The organism is Spirochaetota bacterium (genome assembly GCA_040756435.1).
Classification (GTDB): Bacteria; Spirochaetota; UBA4802; order UBA4802; family UB4802; genus UBA4802.
The window spans coordinates 38,062-61,796 of record JBFLZD010000013.1 but is presented as its reverse complement, the minus strand read 5'-3'; the positions used below and the strand labels follow the sequence as shown (position 1 = coordinate 61,796).

Genomic DNA, 23,735 nt, shown 5'->3' with positions numbered 1-23,735 from the left:
ATGAAAGTATGTGATGGTGTGTATGCATATATATGGCGAGGAGTTTTTGAAAACAACTGCAACACTTTTTATTTAGGCCAGCCTTTCAACATGTTTATAGATCCAGGGCTTGCCAAGTATGTTGATATGCGCTTTGCTGATATGAAAAAGGATGGCATTGATACTGACACAATAGCTTATGTTGTGGCAACCCATTCGCATCCAGACCATTTTGAAGGCTGTCAGCAGTTTATGGGTAAAGGGACCAAGGTGGCCATGCATAAAGAGGAGATAGCTTTTTTAAATGAAATTGGTCCACAGTTTTTTGCCATGTTTGGCATGAAATTCCCGCAGTTTACATTTGACATTGAGCTTGAAGAAGGCCCGTGGAAGATTGGCAATGAGGTTTTGCATGTGTATAAAACGCCAGGTCATTCACCAGGATCAGTTTGTTTATACTGGGAATCAAAAAAGGTGCTTGTATGTGGTGACCTTATATTTAAGGAAAGTGTAGGCCGAACAGATTTTCCTGGCGGCAGCAGCGCATTGCTGAAAGAAAGTATTGAGCGCATGAAAGAGCTTGATATTGAATATTTGTTGCCCGGGCACATGGATATAGTGGTTGGGAAAAGCAACGTTAAAAAGAACTTTGAGCTAATAGAAAAATATATATTCCCCATGTTGTAATTACAGGGGTATCATGGCTTTTTTTGACTGACCATTCCAGAATAGCTTAAATGAAAGCCTGGTTGGGGATGGTGGAGCTGCTTTTAGTTCCTTATCCCAGCGATCATGGAGTTCAATGACCTTTTCCACACATTGTTTTGAAAAATCAAAATACTTCTGGCTACTGGTATTCTTCTTTTTGTGCAGTTCATTTTCTTTTTTAATAAATTCATCTTCAAGTGTATTAATAGCGGGGGCGATAGTCCTCTGGAAATAATCCCATTTGAAAATGGCCTGACGGTGTATTTTTTCATGCAACCACCAGTATACGTCAGGTGAGTATGTACTTGTTTCATTTGCGGGAAAATAATCTATTTCTTTTCCAACAAGATAAAATGGCATAAAGACACTTGTACAGGTCCCTGATGATCCGGTTGCCCAGAATACAGGAGTGTCTTTGCGCAGATGTGCAACAAATGCAGCAACCGATTGGCTTGGACGTGTGGGAAGAAGTGACGCATGCATACACACCGTTCCCATATCAGTTTTATCGGGAGAAAGATATTCTTGGTCGCTGCCGTGATCACGCAAAAATGCAAACATACTGTGTGGTGTGATGGAACCGGAATGGCGCATGGCACAACTTGTTGTCCGTGATTGCCGTGAAGCGCATTTTGAAAAATATGTATAAAACCAATCAGAAAAGCATTCTTTAAAGTTAAAGGTTTTTCCTTTTTTCAGGTATCCTTTTTTGCGGGCATAATCCTCAATATTTTTTGAAGAATAATGGTATTCTTCTTCTATGGTCAATCCATTAGAAATACTGCGTATACCATCAACTTTTACTGCAACCCATTGTTTATTAGCGGTTTCAAGGATATACGCTTCGTTAGTGTCAGCAAATATAAATGAGTTGTGGTAATATAATGTATGTTCCATTCCCGCATTGCCACCCTGACCATAGCGTTCTATAAGTTCGGTGGATAGCATGAGTGCATCATACGCAGTTTTACAGCGTTCTAAAGCTAACCGCATAATATCCATACCTAAAAGTCCTGTTTTTTCATAGGGTTCTTTGGTAAATACCGCCTCATTGCCAATAGCAAGGCCATGTTCATTTGCTCCCATTTCACAACCCCACATCCAGAATGGTGTTGAAATTAATATTTCATGGGTGCTTTTTACCTGCGGTATGGATATGTAGGTGCATTGGACAGCTGTTTCGCTACCCCAGTTTCGTCTGGCTATATATTTTAATAGCTGTGCTTCGTTAGCTTCCCTGTCACTATTTTTTGCTAAGATTACACTGCCGTCGGCAGTAGCTTTGCTGGTGGCAACAATGGTATCACACATAACAATCCCCTTTCATTTTTTAGTATGAGTATATGCTCTGTTGCTCTTGGTTTTAAAATTACAACTCACAGTATACAGTGTACATACATAAAAGTCAAAAGAATTTTTATTGTACCACTATACCACACCGCATTACGCAGTATGGTATAGTATAGTATCATTTATTATTAGTTGAACCGTTTAATCCATCTAATTGGGGTATTTCCTCATCTGCCATTGGAACTTCAAGTAGATGTTCAGGTAAAAAGTATGTATTGGCAATAAGAGTGGGAACAACAGCACTGGCAATAACAGCGGCAATTAAAAATGAATACTGGTTCTGGTCAATAATATTATGAGTTAAACCAAACAATGCTGAGATTGATCCAAATGTCAGTCCTGTTGACATAAGAAGTGTATAGTACCATCGCTCTTTAGTGCTTTCTTTGAATATACCAATGACAGGATATAACCCAAAGATTTTTGTGATAACTTTGCCGCTAAAAAGTATTATAAACGGTAATGGGGCAAGAAAAATTACAGGAAGATTCACTAAAAATCCAGCACGTAAAAAATAAATTGGTGTTAAAAATCCTATTGTAAGTGTCCTTAAACGGCGCATAAAAAATTCATCCTTAGCAACACTTGAAGCAAGTACCATCCCCAGTATATATGCAGGCAGTACAGCTTCACTGCCCGACCATAGAGCTAACGATCCTAATGCAAACAATATAAATAATATCCACTTGGTTCTTATTGCTACGGTACGGTGGCCATAGACTTTTGTAAGCCGTGAAGTTATTACCGGCATGGCAATAAAGGTTACTATCGCCACTATTATAAAAATAATTGTTTTGTAGGTAAATGGGGCAAATATGATTCCAAGTGCAATGACTGTTCCCAGATCATTTATAAAACATGCTCCCAGTATTCCCTTGCCATATTTTGTTTTATTAAATCCGTATTCAATCATAACTGCGTACACGACAGCCATGGATGTAGTGGACAGTGCCACACCGGCAAGTAAGCTGGACTGGAAGCTCCAGCCAAGAATGTAATATGCAATCAATGTGCACCCAATAAATGGAGAAAGAAAGCCTATAAAGCCAACAATGGTAACTTCTTTAAATGTATCCCGGATGGTATGATAATCAAGTTCTGCACCAGCTAAAAAGGTTAGCACTACAGCTCCGGTACCGGCAATAAATTTTATCCAGTCAGAATTAGCCTGCATAAAATCAGGATTAAAATATTTAGCAAAGATGAAACCTGCTATTGCCCCAACGGTAATTTCCATAAGGGCCATTGATATTTTAAGCCTGTTTGCAAGAATTGTGGAAATAACTGCCAGTCCAAGCCACACCGATGCTACTACAAACATAGTCAGCATAAAAACCTCCATAAAATATAGTTAAGAATTTTGGCGCAGGTAAAAATAAAAAACCTACTGCCATGCAGTAGGAGCCATCAGCCGGAAGGCGTTTAACGGGGGACCCCATCCCCAGTAACGTAATTACAGTATAGTGTAGAATACTTCAAAAAATTGTAGCACGTTTGTCAACATATTAAGAAAATATTTTTTAGCTGCTTATACTTTTTTCAGGCATAAAAAAATACATAAGCAGCACAAAGCCACAAAAAGCAAGACAATACCCTGCCCATACTGAAGCTTCAGGAAATACAGATGTGATAAAAAGATAATCTTGATTAATAGACCATAATAGTATACCAAATATGCCACAGGCAATACAAAGCTTTAGTATCTGCCCAGGCGAATATCTTTTCTGAATGAACATGAATGAACGAGTATGTAACACTAATCCTTTTAACAGACGATATACATATATCAGTAGTATCATGAATATCAGATATAATACAATCCATAATGTATATTCTGCAAAGATAATCTTACTCATTCCTATAGAATCAAATCCAATCCACCGTGCCCAATCATTCAGAATATATGCAAAAAAAGGCCAGCTGCGTTGGCTATTGGTTAAAATTACAATACCATCACCAGTTTGGGGTATTGAATGGAAGTGTGTCATCCATCCTGTACCCTGTCCTCCGTGTGATACTGCTATCATATTATTTTTTGAAAATTCAATAAAATGTCCAAAACCATACCATGGGAAAGCAAAACCATACAGGCCAGGTATCTTTACCGTGGGGTTGTATAATGTCTGTATAGATTGGTGAGAAAGTACTTTTGTGCTGGTGTCATTGAATTTAGTCATACCTGCAGTAACAAACCGCGTAATATCTTCAATTGTTGAAAATAAGCCACCTGCACCTTTTTCAGGATATGCATAAGCAGGGACGGGTTTACCATCAAGGGTATATCCGTTAGGAAATGGTTGAAAACTATCCCTCCATTGATAGCTTGAGTGCTTCATGCCTAAGGGCTGCAAAATTTCTTGCTGCATATATACGGCAAAAGGTTGGTTTGTTACCTCTTCAATCAGCAATTCAAGCAGATTAAATCCTGTATTTGAGTAAGAAAATGTTGAGCCAGGAGATGTCATCATGACGGCATCCTTGTAAAGACTTTCTCGTAAGGTTGGTATTACGACATCAGGAGCATAGCTGACTCCGATTGTACCCAGGGGCAATCCTGCACTGTGGCTTAATAACTGCCGTATTGTTATGGTTTCAGGATTAAATGCAGATGGTGGGAATTTCCATGTTTTCAAATGTTTTATAACCCGATCATCAAGAGAAATAGCTCCCCGCTCAATCAGTTTTAAAATACCCCACGCTGTTACTGATTTTGAAATTGACTCAACGCGGCAGGTTGTTTCCAGTTTCATGGGTATTGCTTTTTCTTTGTTGGCAAAGCCATATGCATTTACCCACAATAGTTTTCCTTGTCTGATGAGAGCAATATTTACACCTGGAATGTTATATTTTGTCATTAAAACTTTTATGCGCTGGTCAAAGTATTGTAAAAATTCATGCTCAGTAGATTTTGATGGTATGCAGGATACATGAAAAGGATAAAACGCTTTAAAAAAAATACTAAGTGAAAGAAAAATTGCAACCAACAGTATAAAGAATAATAATATTGTTATTTTATGAGAGCGATAGTTCATAGTAATATAATCCTTTCTTAAAAAGTGTTTTTTGTTTGAACAATGGATTGCAGCATATCTATTTGTGACAGAATTTTTGCCAGAGTCTTTGTTAACATTTCAGTATTTTCGTATACAGCATTTGTTATAGTAACAAGTTGCTGTATTGTTGAACTAATCTCACCAATAGTTACTTTTTCTTCCTGCGTAGCGATAGTAATTTGAGAAGAGCCTTGCAGTACAAGTGCCATATTTTCTTCGATGCTTTTTGTTAATTGCTCCTGTGATATGCAAAAATCAAGGATTGTGTCTATGGCATGATTAACCATATAAACAGATCGTTCAACATCTTCATTTGAGTACACAACGGTGCCCATAAGGATTGTCTGATTTTCAATATCACTTACTATCTCAGATAAAATTGACTGAATATTTTTTGATTGTTCTAAGGATCTATCTGCTAATTTCCCAATTTCATCAGCTACAACAGCAAAACCGCGTCCATATTCACCTGCCCGTGCAGCTTCAATTGAAGCGTTGAGTGATAACAGATTGGTTTTTTCAGCTATATCATTAATTGTTTCTGTTATTGTTAATATGGTGTCCGAATAATCTTTTATTTTTTCTATTCCTCTCAGTGCTTCAGAAAGGTGTTCTTTTGTTACCGCTGTTTGTCCCTGACTTTTATAGCTCAGCTTAACTGCTGTTTTGGCTGCATCGGTAATATGGTCAATACCTTTAATTAATTCCATTAACAGGTCTTTATTTTTATTAAGAATTGTATCCTGATGCTGTGAATTAGATGCAATGATATCTACTGTGGATGAAAATTCTTCTAATGCTGCTGATGTTTGCTCAATGCTGGTGGTCTGATCATGCATGCTATTGTGCAAAATGCTGGCAGAACTTTCAACTTCCTTTGCAACATGCTGTAATTCCCCAATTGACTGATTGATTTTTTGTACTATCTGTAGCAGATCTGCATTCTTCTTTTCAATATATTGTTTTGAGTGGAGAAGTTCCTGTGCCAGTATGGCAGAGCGTTGTGACAGAATTGCACCTATGCCTAAAATTAATGCGGGATACCCTAAATTAATCCAGAAGAAATTTGTGTATAAAATACCCGATACCGCAAGGGAATCATGTGCTACACATAGCATCATAAAAAGATAAGGGATTAAAAGTGTTTTTGCTTCTTTTTTATTATTTCGTATACCCTTTATAATAAGTGCTCCCCACAGTATCTGAACAATAAGCCCAAATGATCCAATAACCTGAAATCGCCAGCCTGTTACTGGATCATGTTCAGTAGCTGAAAGGCTTAAGAATATCATACATACGGCTGCAATTGTAATAACAATTCTGAGTGTCCTGTTAAAGCTGTTGGTTACATTTTCAAAAAAGAAATATACAACTATCGCAATAATTGCAGTTAGAGCATAATATATTTTATCCTGTGTATTGAAGTCCATAATCCAGTAATGTGGCAAATAAAAATGCATTGCACTAATACACCACAAGAGAGAAACAATGGCAAAATAAAGTGTGAGGATGTCTTTATTTTTAACATAAAAATATAGAGCAATAATGCCTAGAATTAATGTAAGAAAGCTGGTTGCAAGAGGTATATATTCTGCCAGTAACGAACGATAAAAATTTATTACTTTGGCGTTAGTAAGTGTAGTAATTAGAGGCACACCATTATATTCAGCATTCTGATTGCTGAATACTCGTATGGCAATGATATTCGTCTGGTTATATTTAATAGTATGTGAAGGAATTAAATAATACCTGAAGCTGTTCCATTCTGAGTGAAAGTTAGGATATTCACTCCCTGCTGACCCAATTTTATACCCATTAAAATATGTTTGTTCAACATCCCACACTTTCCCCAAAACAAATGCACTATCATACTTTTTAAATGAATCCGGTATAACAATTGATTTTCTTAGCCATAAATACTGTTTTGATTTTTTTGGCGATAGTTTCCCGGGAAGGTTTATTGGTTGCATCCCGGAATCATCAAATTCAGGTTCAGCAATGGAGAAATTGTCTCCCAAATATAATTTCCAGTCAGAGTGCAAATCTATAACAGGATCACCGGTGTCGCAACCAGGAGTCCACCAGCATAAAATGATAATTGATAGCACCTGTACAAAGCTGGAAACCTTCATTGTATTCCTTAAATAAATCGTTATGATTTTAATTTTATATATCAGAACTATATAAATATGTCAACAAATTAAATGATGGTGTAACTTTTGTTTTAAATAGATTTTTCTGTTGGATAAATTCAGGACATACGCTTTAATCAGAATGACATACAGTATTTATCATTGCAAGTGCAGCCCTTGTCCTGAGTGCTTCGACAAGCTTAGTAACCGCTTGTCGAAGGAAGGCAATCTCAGTGACACGGAAGGAGAGATTGCTTCGTTGCTTTGCTCCTCGCAATGACGAAGTATGAAGGTCATTGCGAACCCTGACGAAGTCGGGGTGAAGCAATCTCAATACAGCAGAAGACAAGATTGCTTCGTCACTTCGTTCCTGGCAATGACAGGAGGGCAAAAGTCGTGGGGAACGTAAGGCTTGTTCTGAGCTTGTCGAGGGGGGCAATCCTATAACGATGAAAAGAGGGATTACTTCATCACTTCGTTCCTCGCAATGATGAAGTATGAAGGTCATTGCGAACCCTGACGAAGTCGGGGTGAAGCAATCTCAATACAGCAGAAGACAAGATTGCTTCGTCACTTCGTTCCTGGCAATGACAGGAGGGCAAAAGTCATTGCAAAAGGGGGTGCCTTTTGGACACCCCCCATCCTGACTCTTCTATTCATCTCTACCACCCAAAAGCCCTGCCCTGATGAGAAAATACAACAGTGTCATTATAGCTGATGCTGCAGCAGCCACATACGTCATTGCGGCAGCTGATAGTACTTTGCTTACACCTACAAGCTCACCTGAACTTACGATGCCATACCCTTGCAGTATTTCCTTGGCACGTGATGAAGCGTTAAATTCTACAGGGAGTGTAATCAGCTGAAAGAATACTACCAGGCTGAAAAGTAAAATTCCCAATTTAACAAGCCCTAATGAGCCAATGACAAAACCAGCAAAGATGATTATCCATGAAAGATTTGAACCAATGGATGCGGTTGGTGCTATAGCATTGCGCAACACAAGCGGTTTGTACAGTTTAGCATGCTGTATAGCGTGGCCTGTTTCGTGGGCTGCCACACCAATTGCAGCAAGTGAATTGCTATTATATACTTCAGGTGAAAGCCTGACTACTTTCTTAATGGGGTCATAATGGTCGGATAAAAAACCGGTGGTTTCTTCAACCGGGATATGTGATAAACCATTTTGCTGCAAGATTATACGTGCCACATCAGCTCCGGTATGCCCGGATCGTGATGGAATTTGGGAATATTTGTTAAAAGCACTTTTCACTCTGAACGAAGCCCATAGTGAAATTAAAAGAACGGGAGCCATCATCATCCAGTATAAAGGGTCAATCCCAAAAAGCATTTGTTACCTCCTGAAAAATTTTTAATGTACCTGTATATTCCTTACTTTCATGAACCAGTACTATTAAGTACACACATGCAGTGTATAATATACAAAATTTATGTGCATTTGCAAAGTATTTTTGTATCAATCCTTTTCGTTTTGTTACAAAATTGTTGCATTCTTATGGGCACCTTTAAAAAACTGGTTTCATCCGAAATTATATTTATATAATAGAAATCAGTTTAATCCTATAAATTATGTCCACAAAGGAACATTCAAAAAAAGACAATTTTTAGAAGTTCTCTTATAGTTGCAATGTTTTATATTTGACAGTTACTGTAAAAAGTATATATTGTAATACATCGGGGCCGTCTTAAAACAAACCGTGGGGCTTGCAATGACGTGAGTGCAATGTCATTGCAAACGAAGTGCTTGCACTGAGCTTGTCGAAGTGAAGCAATCACCATGCTGCAGAAGATGAGATTGCCACGTGCCTGCGGCATTCGCAATGACGGGATAGGCTGATGTGTCATTGCAAACGAAGTGCTTGCACTGAGCTTGTCGAAGTGAAGCAATCACCATGCTGCAGAAGATGAGATTGCCACGTGCCTGCGGCACTCGCAATGACGAGGGTGCATAGTAGTTGCAATGAGGTGTCTTTTGGGACACTCTCACTATTGTACTATACGTATAGTAGTCTTATTTGGAAGGTATATGCCATCCATTTTGTACCGGGAAAGTTTTGTTAAAACAATACCACAGATGATTTAAAGGAACTATCGCCATGAAAAAATTCTTGCTGCTTTTGATGATTATTACACTGTCATGCAGTTCTTTACCAGATACAAAGACTGAAACTAATGCCAGGCCTGCATATAAAGAAACATCGTTTGAATTGTACAGCAAGGCATTACTATTAAAAAATAAAAAGAATTATCCTGAGGCAATTAAACTCCTTGAAGAGGCAAGCAAAGAAGGTAACCAGTTAGATGCCATTTACTATCAGATTGCAGAATGTTATTATTATCAGTATGATTATGCTAAAGCGATAGATTATGCCAATAAATCAATTGCAGTAAATGAAAACTGGGATAAGCCGTATGTGTTGCAATATTCTGTATATATGAACCTGAACCAGGTTGACGAGGGTGTTCTGGTACTGGAAAAGTTGTTGCAAAAAAGACCTGAATTATACCGGGTGCGTTTTAATGTAGCAACTGTCTATTATTCGCAGTTAAAACAGAATGGTAAAGCGCGGCATCATTTTTTAAAAGTTATAGAACAGAGTGAATTTGAATCAATTGAATCCTACTATAAAGAACAATCGTATTATTATTTAGGGCACATATATTATAGTTTTGGCGAATTTAAAAAAGCGTATCACTATTTTTTAAAAGCGTACAACGAAAATCCGGAAAATTATTCCATGTTATATATATTGGGACTTTTGAATCTGGAAAAAGGTGATATAAAACAGGCAATAAGCTATATCATGCAATATCTTGAACGATATCCTAACGACTTGAAAGCAATATTGCATGCAGGCAGAATATACTATATCTATGAAGATATGAAAGCCTTGCCTGTATTACGAAAAGCTATTAATCACAGAAGCTCGGAAGGGCAGCTTGCACGGATGATGTATAATGAACTGTTGCACAATGATGATGCAGCCCGGGAGTTGGCACTAAAGATGAATAGGATGAACGCGTCCCTTGATATGCCATATATTGCACTGGCCAGGATTGCAATGAGAAAAAATGATGCTGCTACTGCTGCAGCAAACTTTTACACCGCAGGTGTTATGCTGTATCAAAAAAAAGATTATGATGCTGCAACAATAATGTTCACTATGGCTTTGGCTAATGACCCATCCATACATGAAGCATATCTGTATTTGGGACAACTATATGAAGATACCAATCAACTGAGCAGAGCCATCTATTACTATACTATTGCCTATTCTATGAAAAAAGACAATGAGGTTTTGCTAAGAATTGGCTATCTATACGCCCTTTTGAAAGATTATACAAAGGCTTTTGAATACATGAATGCTGCACAATATCAGGATAAAGAAAATCCCGATACGTATTTTTTTAAAGGTTTGGTATATCTGCAAAAAAATAATTATGCTGATGCAGAAGATATGCTCCGAAAAGCAATTGATAAAAAAAAGTTGGAAACCTATTATTTTTACCTGGCATCCACTCTTGATAAGCAGAAACGGGTGCAGGATACTATCGCTATATTACAGGAAGCCTGTAACAATGAACAAAAGAGCGCCAGAATATGTAATTATTTAGGATATTTATATGCTGATAACAACATTCATTTAGATGAATCGTTGACTCTTATAAACATGGCACTAGAAAGTGAACCCACAAATGGAGCATATTTAGATTCATTAGGGTGGGTATATTATAAAATGGGAAAATATCATGATGCATTGCCTTTGCTATTAGAAGCAGCACAAGAATTAGAACTTGAAGGGTATCCTGATGCTGTTGTGTATGAACACATTGGTGATGCTTATAATGCCCTGCAATTACCGGATAAAGCTCTGGAGTACTGGAACAAAGCTTACAAACTTGACCCAAAACCTGAAGTGCAAAAAAAGATTAATACTCAAAAGGGGAAGTAATTGTATTATGATTGGAATAAGTAAAAACATGCTGCGCATTGCTGTAATACTAACGCTGGCTTTTTTTTATAGCTGTACTTCTGCACCAGTAAAAGAAACCGAAAAAAAGGAAACAAGCCCAACACCGCTCCTGGAAGAAATAATAAAATTAAATGCAACATTGCCTCATACAGTAACTGCATCGATGCGAATAGAGAATATTGCAAAAGAAGGTTTTAAATCCTCGGTAAAGTTACAGTATAATGTGGATGCAAGGAAGGCACGGATGTCAATTGTGGATTCGGTGTTTGGATCGCAGCTCAGTGTGGTGGTGCGTGACAACGATACACTGTATATTTATCAGCCCATTGCAAACAATCTATTAGTATTTGACTATAATAAATTCCCTGTATATTCTTTTCTTCCATTGAATATTGATGTTGAACTAATAGACAATTTGTTGATTGGCAAGATACCGCTTTTGAAAAATTATTATAGTGTAAAGGCTATTGAGGATGGTAACGAGCAATTTATATTACTGGAAAATGATACAATGCATCAGACCATATCCATGAAAGACAATGTGCCAGGTAAAATTTTATTTGTACAAAAAGGGAACAATGCCCGCTACGAGATATATTTTTTTAAACCAAAGATAGACAATAACATTTTTACCTGTAAGGCATTACGGTTTGTTGATGTTAATGGCAAAACAACGTTTGAGGTAACCATGCAGCAGTATTTGATAAACGAAGCTGTGCCTGATACTGTAGCTGAGCTGAAGCTTCCAAAAAATACAAAAATAACAGATTACCGATAGTAACTGGCAATAACCTTTTTATAAATAGCTGCCATCTGTAAAGCAGCATTGTCCCAGTTAAAGTGAGTTTGTACACGTTCAATCCCTTTATGCGATAGTTCCTGTAATAGCTTTTTGCTCTGTAACAAATTATCGATAGCATCAGCTAATGCAACCTCATCCCGTGAAGGGACAACAATGCCTGCATCACCAACCACCTCACGCAGTGCACCACCATCGCTGGCAATTACCGGCGTGCCGCATGCCATGGCTTCAGCTGCGGGGAAGCCAAATCCTTCATATACTGAAGGAACAATGGCAATAGCGGCTTCATTATAATGATGTACCAATTCATCAGTTGATGCGGCGCCAACAAATTCTACTTTGTTACGCACGCCCAATGTATCAACAAGCTTATGGGTGATGTGGCGATGTGGAGCGCCGCCATCAATAACAGTAAGAGTAGCGTTAGATTTGATGAGGGTCAGAGCCTTTAAAAGATACACAAAACCTTTCTTGCCATCTTCAACGTTACCCACAAATAAGAGCTTATTGTTTTTTTTCTTTATATATGGCAGCTTCCTGAAAATGGAAGTGTCAAGGCCATTATATACTACTGACTGTTTGTGTGGTGGAACACCAAAATCTTTTGTTATTCTATGTTTAGAATCTTCTGAGACAGTGATTATATGGTCCAATCGTTTTGATACAATTTGCTGCATGAGGATGGGGTAAAACATTACTCCTTTGATTCTGTTTTTAAATGATGAAGCACGTTCCAGCACATTTTCTAAATCAATAGTTAATGGATGGTGGATAGTGGCCATAACGGGAATACCTAAGGCTTTCATGAAAAGCAACCCATAGCCAATACACTGATTATCATGGATGATATCAAAATGGAGCTTTTCATGGAGCTTTCGCATCATAAAAAATGCGCGATAACTGAAACCGCTTATTTCAGGAAAAGCACCCAACCGTGAGTGAATATATTCATACGCATTAACGGGATGAAAAATATCAAACGGCCTGTCATGCGTAATGAATTCAAAGCCTTTTTTAATATAATATTGATTGTTTTCAATATAATGAAGGGTGACATTTTTCATATGGTGGGGATAAGGAGGGCCAACGATGGCGTGTACCTCATGGCCCTGCCGTGCTAAGGCTTCGGCAACATATTTAAGATATATACCCTGACCACCGCAAAAAGGGTTGGCACGGTAACACAAAAGGCATATCCTCATAGACGAGGCGCTCCCACCTTATGATAAAGGCTGCTATGAGTTACAACCCTATCAGGATCAATTTCCTTTACAATTCGTGCAGGATTGCCTGCAACAACCACATTGGGAGGTACATCTTTGGTTACCACGGCACCAGCTCCCACAACTGAATTTTCACCAATATGCACGCCCTTGCAGATAATAGCTGAATCGCCAATCCATACACCTTTTTCAAGGATAATAGGTGCAGTCTTGCCAACAGGGTTAGTGCGATCATGGATATCATGCCAATCAGCATCAGTAAGGTAGCAAAAGTTAGCTAACATACAGTCATCGCCAATGATGATATGGGATGCGCTGCTAATGCGCACCCCATTCATAACAAGCACATTATTGCCTATATCAATACGCCCTTCATGACCCGCAAGTCGCACTGTTGTTAATGCAGTTTTACTGCCGTTTGCAGCTAAAAACACCACGTTTTTGCCCAAATGAATATTTGGCCCATACACATCAATATTCCATAAACCCCATACAATGGGATTACCTGCAATGGAGGCAAACTTTTTCTTATACGATAGTTCCCAGTATAAGCGAGTTTTTACATTAAACAGTAAGCGTTTAAATGTTGATACTTTGAGATAGTTATCCATAAAACACCCTAACTGTATTGATAAAAGGCACACTATTCAAATTTGATTCACCGTCAAGAAATTTTTTTACAACCTGCTACTTACCCCAAAATCAGCCCACAGGTGATTTTTTAATTCACTGCTTTTTCCATTGCCATCACTATCGTACAAAATATAAAAGTCTTTTGAAAGTGTTCGTGCATAATTCAATGCAGAAAAGAATGTCACATTTTCATATACATATGATGTAGATACAGTTATCCCTGCATCACTGAAGCCTTTTCTGTCAAGGTATGCATTATTATAATACGCCGCCCATACACCGGTTTTGCATACAAAATTATCTGCATTTACTAAATCCTTAAAAAGGGTAAGTTTTGCATAAATGTCCTGGTTGACGGGTGTTTTATCGGCTGTTTCTTCAACATAGTAATCATAGTAAACTTCAATAGTAGGCACAATAAATGCAGTGTAACTTGCTATGATATAGCCTTCAATAAATGAAGGGTCAACGGTTGCACCTGAGCTGTCATAAAAGGGGTAATGTGTGTATTTTATACCAACGGTACTGCTCAGGGAATCTTTGTTATAGGCATATTCTATACCATAGTCAAATTCATGGTACGATTTTGCAAGCTGCCTATCGCCTTTTTCTGTTGCCATTATATAATCCTGATTAATACCGGCAGTAACGTAGGCTGTGATGCCACTAACTTCAATCCCAATCTTTGGCCACAGCACTCCAGCCCCCTTGCCATTTAATTCAATGCCCCTCCACCAGTAGATACTATCATAGGTAAGACCAACAGGAATATAAAAGTTTTTTTCCTCAGAGTAACTTTTATCGGTAACAAAAAAGATACTTGTTACACCAAACATAAAGAGCAGGAACATTCTTTTAATTGTACTCATAATGAACTCCTTTTAAAATTATTAAATTTTTTACAACGCACTTTTATGTGCGTTTTTTTTATTTTATTAAAATAGAATTATGTCAATGATTGCATGTTTTGATTAAGACCTGTATAAGGATATTTAACATAGTAGAAATATACTTGTAACTTTTATGTAATAAAGATTGAAAGATGATGCAAAAGTGTGGAGGTACTGTAAACAGTTGCAATTCATACATTCATAAAAATAGAAGTAATTCATGACTTTATAAAAAAGCCATGATAGTATATATGTTTGGTTTACTATCATGGCATAAAGTTAGAGATTATATTTTAAAAAATTTTTAGATCAATTATTGCCAAACGTATTTATTGAGCTACATTGTTTAAAAATGCAGTAATAGCTTTTTCTGCTTTACCCCAATCTGATTTCACATACTTTGAAAGAAGAACATGATCGCCATTTTCAATGACCACTTTGCGGCTTAAAGGATTGGGCTTACCGTTATTGAATGTATCATAAGCTTTCAGCATGGCACTAACTTCTGCAGATCCATCTTTGTGCTTTTCATCTTTATAATAATAAAGCAACAGTACCGGGCATGAAACTTTTTTGTAAAAAGAATCATTGGCAATAAATTCACCCAGATCCAGCAATGAATGCAGGGATGCCCAGTAGTTTTTTGCATACCAGTACATGGTCCAGTTGTCATTGGGATCATCATAAGGGTCATGACGCTCACGGTATGTGGTAAACAGTAACACGGTTTTGAAAAAAGGCCTGAAGAATAAGGCATTCCCCATGGGATTGGCAAAACGGTAAAACGGTGAAACCAGTATAACCGCATCAGGTATATCAGGATGCTCTGCTGCAATATAGGTTGCTATAGTTCCACCCATGCTTGTTCCAATGATCACTAATTTGTCACCCAAAAGTTTAGTCATCTGTGCAGCTTCAATTGCAGTGTCTAAAAGCTGATAATATTCCGTATTTTTATGATCATCCATGTTTGTTCCATGGCCAGGCAATCTAAGGTAATATGTATTGTATTTTAATTTTTTGGCGATAGTATCTATGACAAATTCACCCTCACCACGCGAAGCGCCATAGCCGTGAATATAGAGCATTGCTATTTTTGTTTTAGGTGCAAATTGTAGAAGCTTTTCTTCATTGTGAGGGCGAGTACCTTTTTCTTTGCTTTCTTTAAGCTTCAACTGGTAATATTCGTCAAATGTTGCAGGAAGCTTTTTAGGTGTATATGTATACGTAATGTGCGATTGATAAGCATCAATAGCAATCAGTGCAACAATGATTATGACAAGTGCTATCAAAAACTTTTTCATACTGGCTTCCTCCGTAAAATAAATTGTCCTTACCGTAACACCAACTAAAGCTTTAGTAAATGGGTTTTGCCCGCTTTAAAAAACCACAATTTAATCGATTTCGTTATAATTGTATACGTGTAGTAGTAAAAAGTAAAGCATTTTTTTATTTGTATTAATAATGGGGAATGGTACCACGCTTTCACCGTGATTTCTTTATCAGCACGCCAAGCTCTATATTGCCGATAGTACGCATTGTGATGAATCAGAAAGAAAAAAAATAATTTCCCTGCCCTGTGGAATACGCAGCATAAAGCAATCAGGCCTTAAAGATACAATGGCGCTGTATGTGCTGTTTAAATGCAAAAACCGGTATTATCCGGTATTGTTTGATAGCAAGGGGAAGATACTATACGACAGCGAACGTATGGATGACATTATGCACGTACTTCGTTCTTTGCCAGATGAAGAGCCATTTTATGCTCTTGATGTTCTTGATACAATAGATACATTGCTTGTAATGGCAAAGAATGAATGGATTGTTAAGCATTCATTTGCTGCCTATGAGGTGATGGTTGATTGCTACTGTGTAATGATGTAGGGGATTGGGGGTGAATGAGGATAAAATATGAAAGATAATCGAAAAATCCACAATCGTCGTTCTATTCGGTTAAAGGGTTATGATTATTCACAGATCGGTGCATATTTTGTGACAATATGCACGCATAACCGTGAATTTTTATTTGGAAATATTTCAGATGGTAAAATGATATTAAATGATTACGGGAAAATTGTTGAACAATGTTGGTATGATTTGCCCAATCATTATAATAACATTGAATTACACGAATTTGTGGTAATGCCAAATCATTTTCATGGGATAATATCAATTGTTACGACGGATAATACCCCTGTAGGGGCGATTCATGAATCGCCCCTACAATTACAACGCCGTAAAATGTTGTTACCAAAAATAATTGGACGTTTAAAAATGAATACCGCAAAACAAATAAATATAATTCGTAACACACCCGGAATTCCTGTATGGCAACGCAATTATTATGAACATATCATCCGCGATGATGAATCATTCTATAGAATATCCAAATACATCATCAATAATCCCATAAACTGGGAAAAGGACGATTATTATGCCTAATAGTAAAAAAACGTTCACTTCTTAAACTCCACCACAGTTTTTATTGCCCTGTGTATTCCTTTATTGGCATTAACCTCAATCATTTCTTTATACTGCTCAATAGAGAAAGTGTGCGTCACCATTGACTCAATATCGGGCATCTTCTTCATAATTTCTAACGCTTTTTCAAAAATATGCTTTTGCTTTCTGCCTTCCCGTATAAAACCATAGCCATACACACCTTTAACGGTTAATAGCTTAAGCCATAGTGGAGTTGGATCATATGAAAGCTTGCTGGTTATGCCAACCAGGCTAATGTGACCACCAGCTCGTGCAATATTCATTGCAAGTGAAAATGTTTTTGATGAACCAACTGTGTCAAATACCCTATCAAATCCACCCTGCAGTATCTTTGGCCCAAACATAGGAGTATATACTTTTCCATTGGTAAATGTAGCTGCCTCTAATAAATCACCCTGTAAAACAGCATCAGCACCCCAGCTTAGAGCTTTTTGCCGGTGAAATTGGGATGGTTCAATGACTGCTATTGTTGCCCTGCAGTTTAATGCACGTAGAGCGCGAACAAGCATAAGCCCAATGACACCGCAGCCAATAATGCACACTTTATCATAATTTTGTGGCATGTTATCGTAGATTGCCTGTAATGCCACACTTAATGGCTCAGTTAGTACTGCTGCCTTGGTGCTTATGGTACCGGGAATTGCAAAAAGCTGTGAGCTGTGTGCTGGCAGGTACTGAGCAAAGCCGCCATTGACATCCTTGCAAATACCAGTAAACATACCCGGTGCAAAGCTACCATTGGCAAAATTTTCACAGTTAGCAGGTCGCCCATTTTTACATGAAGGGCATAGCGGTAATTGTCGCACAGCACATGAAAGCATAGGGTTTATAACAACACGCTGTCCCTTTTTAAAGCCGGTGTTGCCTGGCTCTTCAATGGTGCCGCATACCTCATGTCCAATAACACAGGGAAACGATGTAAACGGGGAAGCCATGGGCGAATCGTGAAGCTGTATCAGGTTATAGTCGCTTCCACAAAATCCACAATATGTTGTTTTTACTATTGCCCAGTTTTTATCGATAGGCTCTGGCTTTGGGATGTCGACTAATTTCAGTGTGCCAATTGGGCTTTTGTAAAACACGGATTTTGAAAAGGCTCCTAACGCTTTCAGTGCTATCCATTGTGGTACGGTCACGTTAAATTGCAGTGCTTTCATATTTTTTCCTTATACTATAAACATTTTTTTGCTTAGTTATAGAAATCAATGCCTAACGATTTTTCAATTTGTGACAGATAGTTTTCAATATCTTGAAGTTTGTTTAAAATTTCATTGCAGATTATAATTGGACTTATCTGTTCATAATCATGGGCTAAATAATTTCTAAAACCTGCAATTTTGGCAAAAGAATACGCAAATACAGGATTTATGATATTGTTTTCCCCAAGTATGTCTATAGCTTCATAATATGTTTGAGGAATTCGTAATTTTTTATATTTAATCACAAGCTCTGCTAAAGTTATACAAGAGTCTGATAAAAGATAGAGGTAATGGAGCATTGCTCCCCTGTAAATAGGATCGATAGTAAAACGATTATGACAATCGTCTTTTATAGAATATACAATTGATAGATATTCCCTAATTTTGCCAATTTTGTATACTATTCTTTCCATTATACTTTAATTGTGAAATAACGTTGGGTTTTGAAATCAATTGCTGAATGAATCATTTTACATTCAAATTCTTCACGAAATTGGGGATCGGCATCATAAAGTAGTATCCCATTTCGTATTATTTCATCTATTAGCATTAGGTTGTAATTTGTATTAAGGATGACAATGTCAACGTTATTTGTTTTCAAAGCTCTGCAGGTATCAAGATGGATTGAAAGCAGTGTATTAAATAGCTTCTCAGAATTACTATTTTTTAAATACACAGCAATATCAATATCACTTGATGGCGATATTTCATTTTTGGCTATTGAACCAAATAGATATGCAAACACAACATTATTGTGTTTAAAAATAACATTAAGTTTATATGAAATATCCCTGATTATCATACAGAATTATTAATCAAATTTTAATGACTGATAAAATAGCGGTGTTGCCGGGCTTGTTACTGTTGGATCAGTAAGAACATTAACACACGCAGGCTTGCCGCTTTCCATTGCACGAATAAGTGCAGGTACTATCGCCTCATCCTTTTCAACAAATTCACCATGTCCACCCATGCCTTCAACAACCTTTTCATAACGTCGGATGCCAAGTTCAGCACAGGTTACTCGTTCTTTCCCAATTGAAAGTTCCTGGCTGTGTTTGATCATTCCCCAGGCGCAATCATTGTTCACTATGCACACAATTGGGATATTGTGGCGCACCGCAGTGTCAAATTCAAAACCGTTAAATCCAAATGAGCCATCGCCATTGAGTACCACTACCTGTTTATCAGGGTGCACAAGTTTTGCGGCAATAGCAAACGGGATGCCGGCACCAAGACATCCCAGTAGTCCTGCCGATTGCGATAGCACACCAGCTTTGTGCCGGGACTGAAAGCCAACCAAACCAAAGTATGTAGTATCACCGCCATCAACAACGTACAGTGCATCGGTGCCAAAGACTTCCTGAGCCCTGGCAACCAGTCGTATGGGGTGGATGGGGTCAGAGGGATTTTGGCGTAGTTTAATTTCGCTATCAATAAATGCATATCCAGCTTTTGTTGCCATATCAATCCACTCTGAATGATCTTTCTTTTCAACCAATGGCAATAACGCTTTGAGTGCTGCTCCAGAATCACCAAGAAGGCCAGCATCTGCAACACGGTTGCGATTGATTTCAGTGGGTTCAATATCAATGCGCACCACTTTTGTGGTTGGCGGAATAACAGCGCCTGACTGAAAGAGCCAGTTAAACCTGATACCTGCTGCAACAATGACATCAGCCTGTGACATTGTCATCATAAGGCCAACATTGCCAATATTCCAGATTGACAGCGGATGGTTATCAGGCAAAACGCCGCGACCATTATTCAGGAGTATAAACGGTATTCCTGTTTTTTCAATAAAAGCCTGCAGTTCCAGGGTACAGTTGCTGTAACCAATACCTGAACCACCTATAAAAAGTGGCTTTTTGGCACTGTTGATAATTTCAGCAGCTTTATATACGGTAGATGAATCGGGTACAGCTTTGAATGCATCAACGCTGGGTGTAAAATCAAAGTCATCAACGGATTTCCCAAGCACATCCGGGGGTAGCTCTAAAAACACCGGTCCTGGCCTTCCACACGTGGCATGCCTGAATGCCATATCCAGATATTCAGGGATGCGTTTTGTATCATAGCAGGTGGCACACCATTTCACCAAAGGCTTTACCACATCAACCTGATTCATTTCCTGTAATGCACCTTTGTGGTCATCACGAAGAGAATGGCGACCGCATAACACCACAACCGGTGCATTGTCCAAACATGCATTGGCAATACCGGTGATGCCGTTGGTAAAGCCTGGACCTGCGGTTAAAAAGCACACGCCGGGTGTGCCGGTATACACTGCTACAGCATGCGCCATCATCACCGCAGCTTGTTCATGCCGCACATCAATTGATCGTATACCATAGTGCTGCAAACCATCAAGAAGCGCTTCAATATGCCCACCTGAAATGCCAAACGCAAACTGTATACCTCGCTTGGCTAAATATTTGCCAATTAAGTGCCCACCGTTTATTGACATAATTCCTCCTGTTTATTTTTTGTTTTTATTCATGGCGATAGTTACTGCGTCATTGAACCACTGAATGAAAAAAGCCATCCCCTCAACATACAGGTTGCCTGTTGCTGCTGCATAAAACGATGCTTCCTGTGTGCCTTCTTTCAATACGTTAAAACCAACTTTAGCATCAGAAAAGACAAGGGCTGCGTCATAGTGTTTGAGCGAATGTGTTGAAGAGACAGAGCCATTGTTAAAGATAAAGGTCCGTCCTTTATTATTTTTTGTTTTAATGGCTATTTTGACACTGACTGTGCCAATATAACGTTTGAAGTCTTCATTGCGCTTAGATGCAATGTGTAACATTAATGCCAATGCTTTTAACAGTAGTGCGAACCTCATAGTATAATCCTTGTATATATAAAAATGACAAACGTAACTGCAAATGTATAATACGCTTTGTTGTTTTGTAAATTATTTTTTTGTCCACAGTTAAAAAATATGCTTGCGATTGAAATTTTCATAATGTACAATTCACATGGTGCTAAAAAGCATATACAGCTTAGATGAGGTGATTGGCCATGCTTAATGTTTCTATTAACCAGTTAGGAGATGTTGTAGTCATTGACCTTGAAGGCGAATTTGATATTGATGTCATACGAAATGTTGAAAATGCCTGGAATGAAGCCTTAGCAAAAAAACCAAGAGTCATAGGCTTCAATTGCAAGGAACTAAAGTTTATTGATTCATCAGCATTGGGGACACTGGTAAAATTTATGAACAGTGCAACAAATAGAAAGATTACCTTAGCACTTTTTAATGTTGCTCCATCGGTTATAACTATATTCAAGACCTCACGCCTGGATAAGTTTTTTTCTATTAATACAAAAGAAGAGTTTGAAAATAAATTTTTGCCGGTAACGTGATACTGGTATCCAAAAAATGATAGATAGATAATTAAAGACTTGCAAAATAACCCTACCATTTTAGAAATATATTTGTAATACAGTAGCAATACTGTATGCAATCCCACCTCATTGGGAAGCAGGAAAGGTATACGTTTTTACTACTTATTATATAACCGCTTCAAGCCTGTAGTGGTTGTTGTGCATGGTCTTATTTTACTATACTATACTATACTATACAATGGAGGATGAAGAATGGCTGATAATGATGTTGTCATAGTTTCCGCGTGTAGAACGCCTATTGGCAGTTTTGGACAATCATTAAAAGATGTTAAAGCGTATGAATTAGCTGCACTGGTAATGAAAGAAGCTTTGCGGCGTGCACATGTTGAAGGAAGCGCTCTGTCGGATGTAATTTTTGGAAACTGTTTAATGGGATCCGATGAGGCAAATGTTGCTCGCACTGCAGCACTCAAAGCAGGTATCCCGGTGGAAGTGCCTGCAACATCGGTACAGCGGCAGTGTGCCTCAGGAATGACGGCGGTGGTATTTGGAAGCCAGCAGCTCATTGCAGGTGACTCGGACTTTGTGCTTGCTGGTGGTGTTGAGTCAATGTCAAATGCACCATATGTATTGTGGAAAGCGCGATGGGGTTTGCGGCTTACTCACTCTGAGCTTACTGATGCCATGTGGGAATTGCTGCATTCTGGTAGTGGCCTTTTGGGTGAGCCATTTATTATGGGGCAAACTGCAGAAAATTTAGCAGAAAAATATTCTATTTCACGGGAAGAACAGGATCAGGTGGCTTATGAAAGCCATAAAAAGGCGGCTGCAGCCATTGATTCTGGCAGGTTTAATGATGAGATAGTTCCTGTTCCCATACCGCAGAAGAAAGGCGAACTAAAAATGTTTGAGAAAGATGAACATGTCCGCCGTGATATTACACTGGAAAATCTGGCAACGCTTAAGCCTGCATTTAAAAAGAATGGAACGGTTACTGCTGGTAATGCATCAGGGATTAATGATGGTGCAGCAGCATTAGTACTGACTACAGCAAAGCGTGCAAATGAACTTGGCTTAAAGCCATTGGCAAGGATTGCCGGGAATGCATTTGCCGGTGTTGAGCCTCATCTTATGGGATATGGGCCTGTGCCGGCAGTTCAGAAATTGCTTAAAAAAACAGGGAAAAAATTAGATGATATAGACCTTATAGAACTCAATGAAGCCTTTGCTGCACAATATTTAGCGTGTGAAAAGGGCCTAATGCTTGACCGCAGTAAGGTCAATGTCAATGGTTCAGGGATTGCGTTGGGTCATCCTGTGGGATGCACCGGCGCCCGCATCATTGTATCGCTCATCTATGAGATGAAAAAGCGCAATGTAAAATGGGGAATTGCCACACTATGTGTTGGTGGTGGAATGGGCGGTGCAGTTCTTATTGAAAATATATAACTTTCTGAGGGTATCCCAAAAGACACCTCATTGCAATTACTTTGCAACCGTGTCATTGCGAGGAACGAAGTGCTGAAGCAATCTCGCCGTTTATTACCTAAAGATTGCGTTGATCCACTCGTAAAGACACTATGGGAACAAGAGACCGCCACGGGGCTTACGCCCCTCGCGGTGACAGCAAATCCGTCATTGCGAGGCACGCAGTGCCGTGGCAATCTCGCCTTCAATCATAAAGATTGCTTCACTTCGACAAGTGGTTGCTGAGCTCGTCGAAGCACTCAGTGCAAGCACTATGCTCGCAATGACATTGCACTCACGTCACTGCGAGCCCACGGTTTGTTTTAAGGCGTACCCGTTGTATATTCAGTAACTATCGCCAAAACTTCCATAAAAAAAATGAAAATATATAAAAGAATGATACATTTTTACTATTGTAACCGCATGTTAATGTAAATATCTATGTAGAGGA

Annotated in this window: 21 protein-coding genes and 1 riboswitch; of the genes, 7 read left to right on the top strand and 14 right to left on the bottom strand. The window is 38.4% G+C overall.

All coding sequences use genetic code 11. The features are described from left to right. Nucleotides 1-666 carry an MBL fold metallo-hydrolase gene (locus AB1444_05660; protein MEW6526140.1) on the top strand — a complete coding sequence of 222 codons (666 nt, stop codon included), beginning with the start codon at nt 1-3 and terminating at the stop codon, nt 664-666. Here AB1444_05660 and AB1444_05655 read toward each other — a convergent pair whose 3' ends face one another. The 5 genes from AB1444_05655 to AB1444_05635 form a co-directional block, all read right to left on the bottom strand. Beyond that, complete coding sequence (locus tag AB1444_05655) at nt 667-1,998, bottom strand: C69 family dipeptidase (GenBank protein MEW6526139.1); 1,332 nt, start codon at nt 1,996-1,998, stop codon at nt 667-669. It lies immediately after the preceding gene. Nucleotides 1,999-2,155: 157 nt separating this feature from the next. Beyond that, nucleotides 2,156-3,367 carry a cation:proton antiporter gene (locus tag AB1444_05650; GenBank protein ID MEW6526138.1) on the bottom strand — a complete coding sequence of 404 codons (1,212 nt, stop codon included), beginning with the start codon at nt 3,365-3,367 and terminating at the stop codon, nt 2,156-2,158. Between the two features lie 61 nt (nt 3,368-3,428). Then, a riboswitch (Fluoride riboswitch) is annotated at nt 3,429-3,489 on the bottom strand. A gap of 68 nt (nt 3,490-3,557) precedes the next feature. Beyond that, nucleotides 3,558-5,069, bottom strand: a complete 1,512-nt coding sequence (locus AB1444_05645; GenBank protein ID MEW6526137.1) for a serine hydrolase domain-containing protein — start codon at nt 5,067-5,069, stop codon at nt 3,558-3,560. A 17-nt stretch (nt 5,070-5,086) separates the two neighbouring features. Further along, on the bottom strand, nt 5,087-7,222 hold the full coding sequence (locus AB1444_05640) for a methyl-accepting chemotaxis protein (GenBank protein MEW6526136.1): 2,136 nt from the start codon (nt 7,220-7,222) through the stop codon (nt 5,087-5,089). 652 nt (nt 7,223-7,874) lie between these two features. Continuing rightward, nucleotides 7,875-8,573, bottom strand: a complete 699-nt coding sequence (locus AB1444_05635) for a zinc metallopeptidase (protein ID MEW6526135.1) — start codon at nt 8,571-8,573, stop codon at nt 7,875-7,877. A 766-nt stretch (nt 8,574-9,339) separates the two neighbouring features. On the opposite strand from AB1444_05635, the gene AB1444_05630 reads away from it, so the two are divergent. Together AB1444_05630 and AB1444_05625 are read left to right on the top strand one after the other, a co-directional pair. After that, nucleotides 9,340-11,196, top strand: coding sequence for a tetratricopeptide repeat protein (locus AB1444_05630; GenBank protein MEW6526134.1), 1,857 nt, complete (start codon nt 9,340-9,342; stop codon nt 11,194-11,196). Nucleotides 11,197-11,203: 7 nt separating this feature from the next. Continuing rightward, complete coding sequence (locus AB1444_05625; GenBank protein ID MEW6526133.1) at nt 11,204-11,995, top strand: hypothetical protein; 792 nt, start codon at nt 11,204-11,206, stop codon at nt 11,993-11,995. Here AB1444_05625 and AB1444_05620 read toward each other — a convergent pair. The 4 genes from AB1444_05620 to AB1444_05605 form a co-directional block, all read right to left on the bottom strand. After that, on the bottom strand, nt 11,986-13,221 hold the full coding sequence (locus tag AB1444_05620) for a glycosyltransferase family 4 protein (protein MEW6526132.1): 1,236 nt from the start codon (nt 13,219-13,221) through the stop codon (nt 11,986-11,988). The two genes, AB1444_05625 and AB1444_05620, sit on opposite strands and share 10 nt — an antisense overlap. Further along, the gene (locus AB1444_05615) at nt 13,218-13,853 is read right to left on the bottom strand and encodes an acyltransferase (protein MEW6526131.1); all 636 of its coding nucleotides are present in this window, start codon (nt 13,851-13,853) and stop codon (nt 13,218-13,220) included. Before AB1444_05615 ends, AB1444_05620 begins: the two co-directional genes overlap by 4 nt. Before the next feature lie 66 nt (nt 13,854-13,919). Further along, on the bottom strand, nt 13,920-14,744 hold the full coding sequence (locus tag AB1444_05610) for a hypothetical protein (protein ID MEW6526130.1): 825 nt from the start codon (nt 14,742-14,744) through the stop codon (nt 13,920-13,922). A gap of 350 nt (nt 14,745-15,094) precedes the next feature. Beyond that, complete coding sequence (locus AB1444_05605) at nt 15,095-16,069, bottom strand: alpha/beta hydrolase (GenBank protein MEW6526129.1); 975 nt, start codon at nt 16,067-16,069, stop codon at nt 15,095-15,097. 316 nt (nt 16,070-16,385) lie between these two features. On the opposite strand from AB1444_05605, the gene AB1444_05600 reads away from it, so the two are divergent. Both AB1444_05600 and AB1444_05595 read left to right on the top strand, forming a co-directional pair. Further along, the gene (locus AB1444_05600) at nt 16,386-16,649 is read left to right on the top strand and encodes a hypothetical protein (GenBank protein MEW6526128.1); all 264 of its coding nucleotides are present in this window, start codon (nt 16,386-16,388) and stop codon (nt 16,647-16,649) included. A gap of 27 nt (nt 16,650-16,676) precedes the next feature. Further along, nucleotides 16,677-17,207 carry a transposase gene (locus AB1444_05595; GenBank protein MEW6526127.1) on the top strand — a complete coding sequence of 177 codons (531 nt, stop codon included), beginning with the start codon at nt 16,677-16,679 and terminating at the stop codon, nt 17,205-17,207. 14 nt (nt 17,208-17,221) lie between these two features. On the opposite strand, the gene AB1444_05590 is transcribed toward AB1444_05595, so the two are convergent. The 5 genes from AB1444_05590 to AB1444_05570 are packed head-to-tail and all read right to left on the bottom strand — an operon-like array spanning nt 17,222 to nt 21,311. Beyond that, entirely contained in the window at nt 17,222-18,424 is a 1,203-nt protein-coding gene (locus AB1444_05590) for an alcohol dehydrogenase catalytic domain-containing protein (GenBank protein ID MEW6526126.1), read from the bottom strand. A gap of 32 nt (nt 18,425-18,456) precedes the next feature. Continuing rightward, nucleotides 18,457-18,879, bottom strand: a complete 423-nt coding sequence (locus AB1444_05585) for a HepT-like ribonuclease domain-containing protein (GenBank protein MEW6526125.1) — start codon at nt 18,877-18,879, stop codon at nt 18,457-18,459. Then, nucleotides 18,879-19,268, bottom strand: coding sequence for a nucleotidyltransferase domain-containing protein (locus AB1444_05580; GenBank protein MEW6526124.1), 390 nt, complete (start codon nt 19,266-19,268; stop codon nt 18,879-18,881). Before AB1444_05580 ends, AB1444_05585 begins: the two co-directional genes overlap by 1 nt. Nucleotides 19,269-19,277: 9 nt before the next feature. Further along, nucleotides 19,278-20,933: a thiamine pyrophosphate-binding protein gene (locus AB1444_05575; protein MEW6526123.1), complete on the bottom strand. Its 1,656-nt coding sequence runs from the start codon at nt 20,931-20,933 to the stop codon at nt 19,278-19,280. 12 nt (nt 20,934-20,945) lie between these two features. Further along, nucleotides 20,946-21,311: a hypothetical protein gene (locus AB1444_05570; GenBank protein ID MEW6526122.1), complete on the bottom strand. Its 366-nt coding sequence runs from the start codon at nt 21,309-21,311 to the stop codon at nt 20,946-20,948. 179 nt (nt 21,312-21,490) lie between these two features. Here AB1444_05570 and AB1444_05565 point away from each other — a divergent pair, with 179 nt between their 5' ends. Beyond that, nucleotides 21,491-21,835 (top strand): STAS domain-containing protein, encoded by a 345-nt coding sequence (locus AB1444_05565; GenBank protein ID MEW6526121.1) that lies wholly within the window; start codon nt 21,491-21,493, stop codon nt 21,833-21,835. A gap of 234 nt (nt 21,836-22,069) precedes the next feature. Continuing rightward, nucleotides 22,070-23,266 (top strand): acetyl-CoA C-acetyltransferase, encoded by a 1,197-nt coding sequence (locus tag AB1444_05560; GenBank protein MEW6526120.1) that lies wholly within the window; start codon nt 22,070-22,072, stop codon nt 23,264-23,266. Nucleotides 23,267-23,735: the final 469 nt, after the last annotated feature.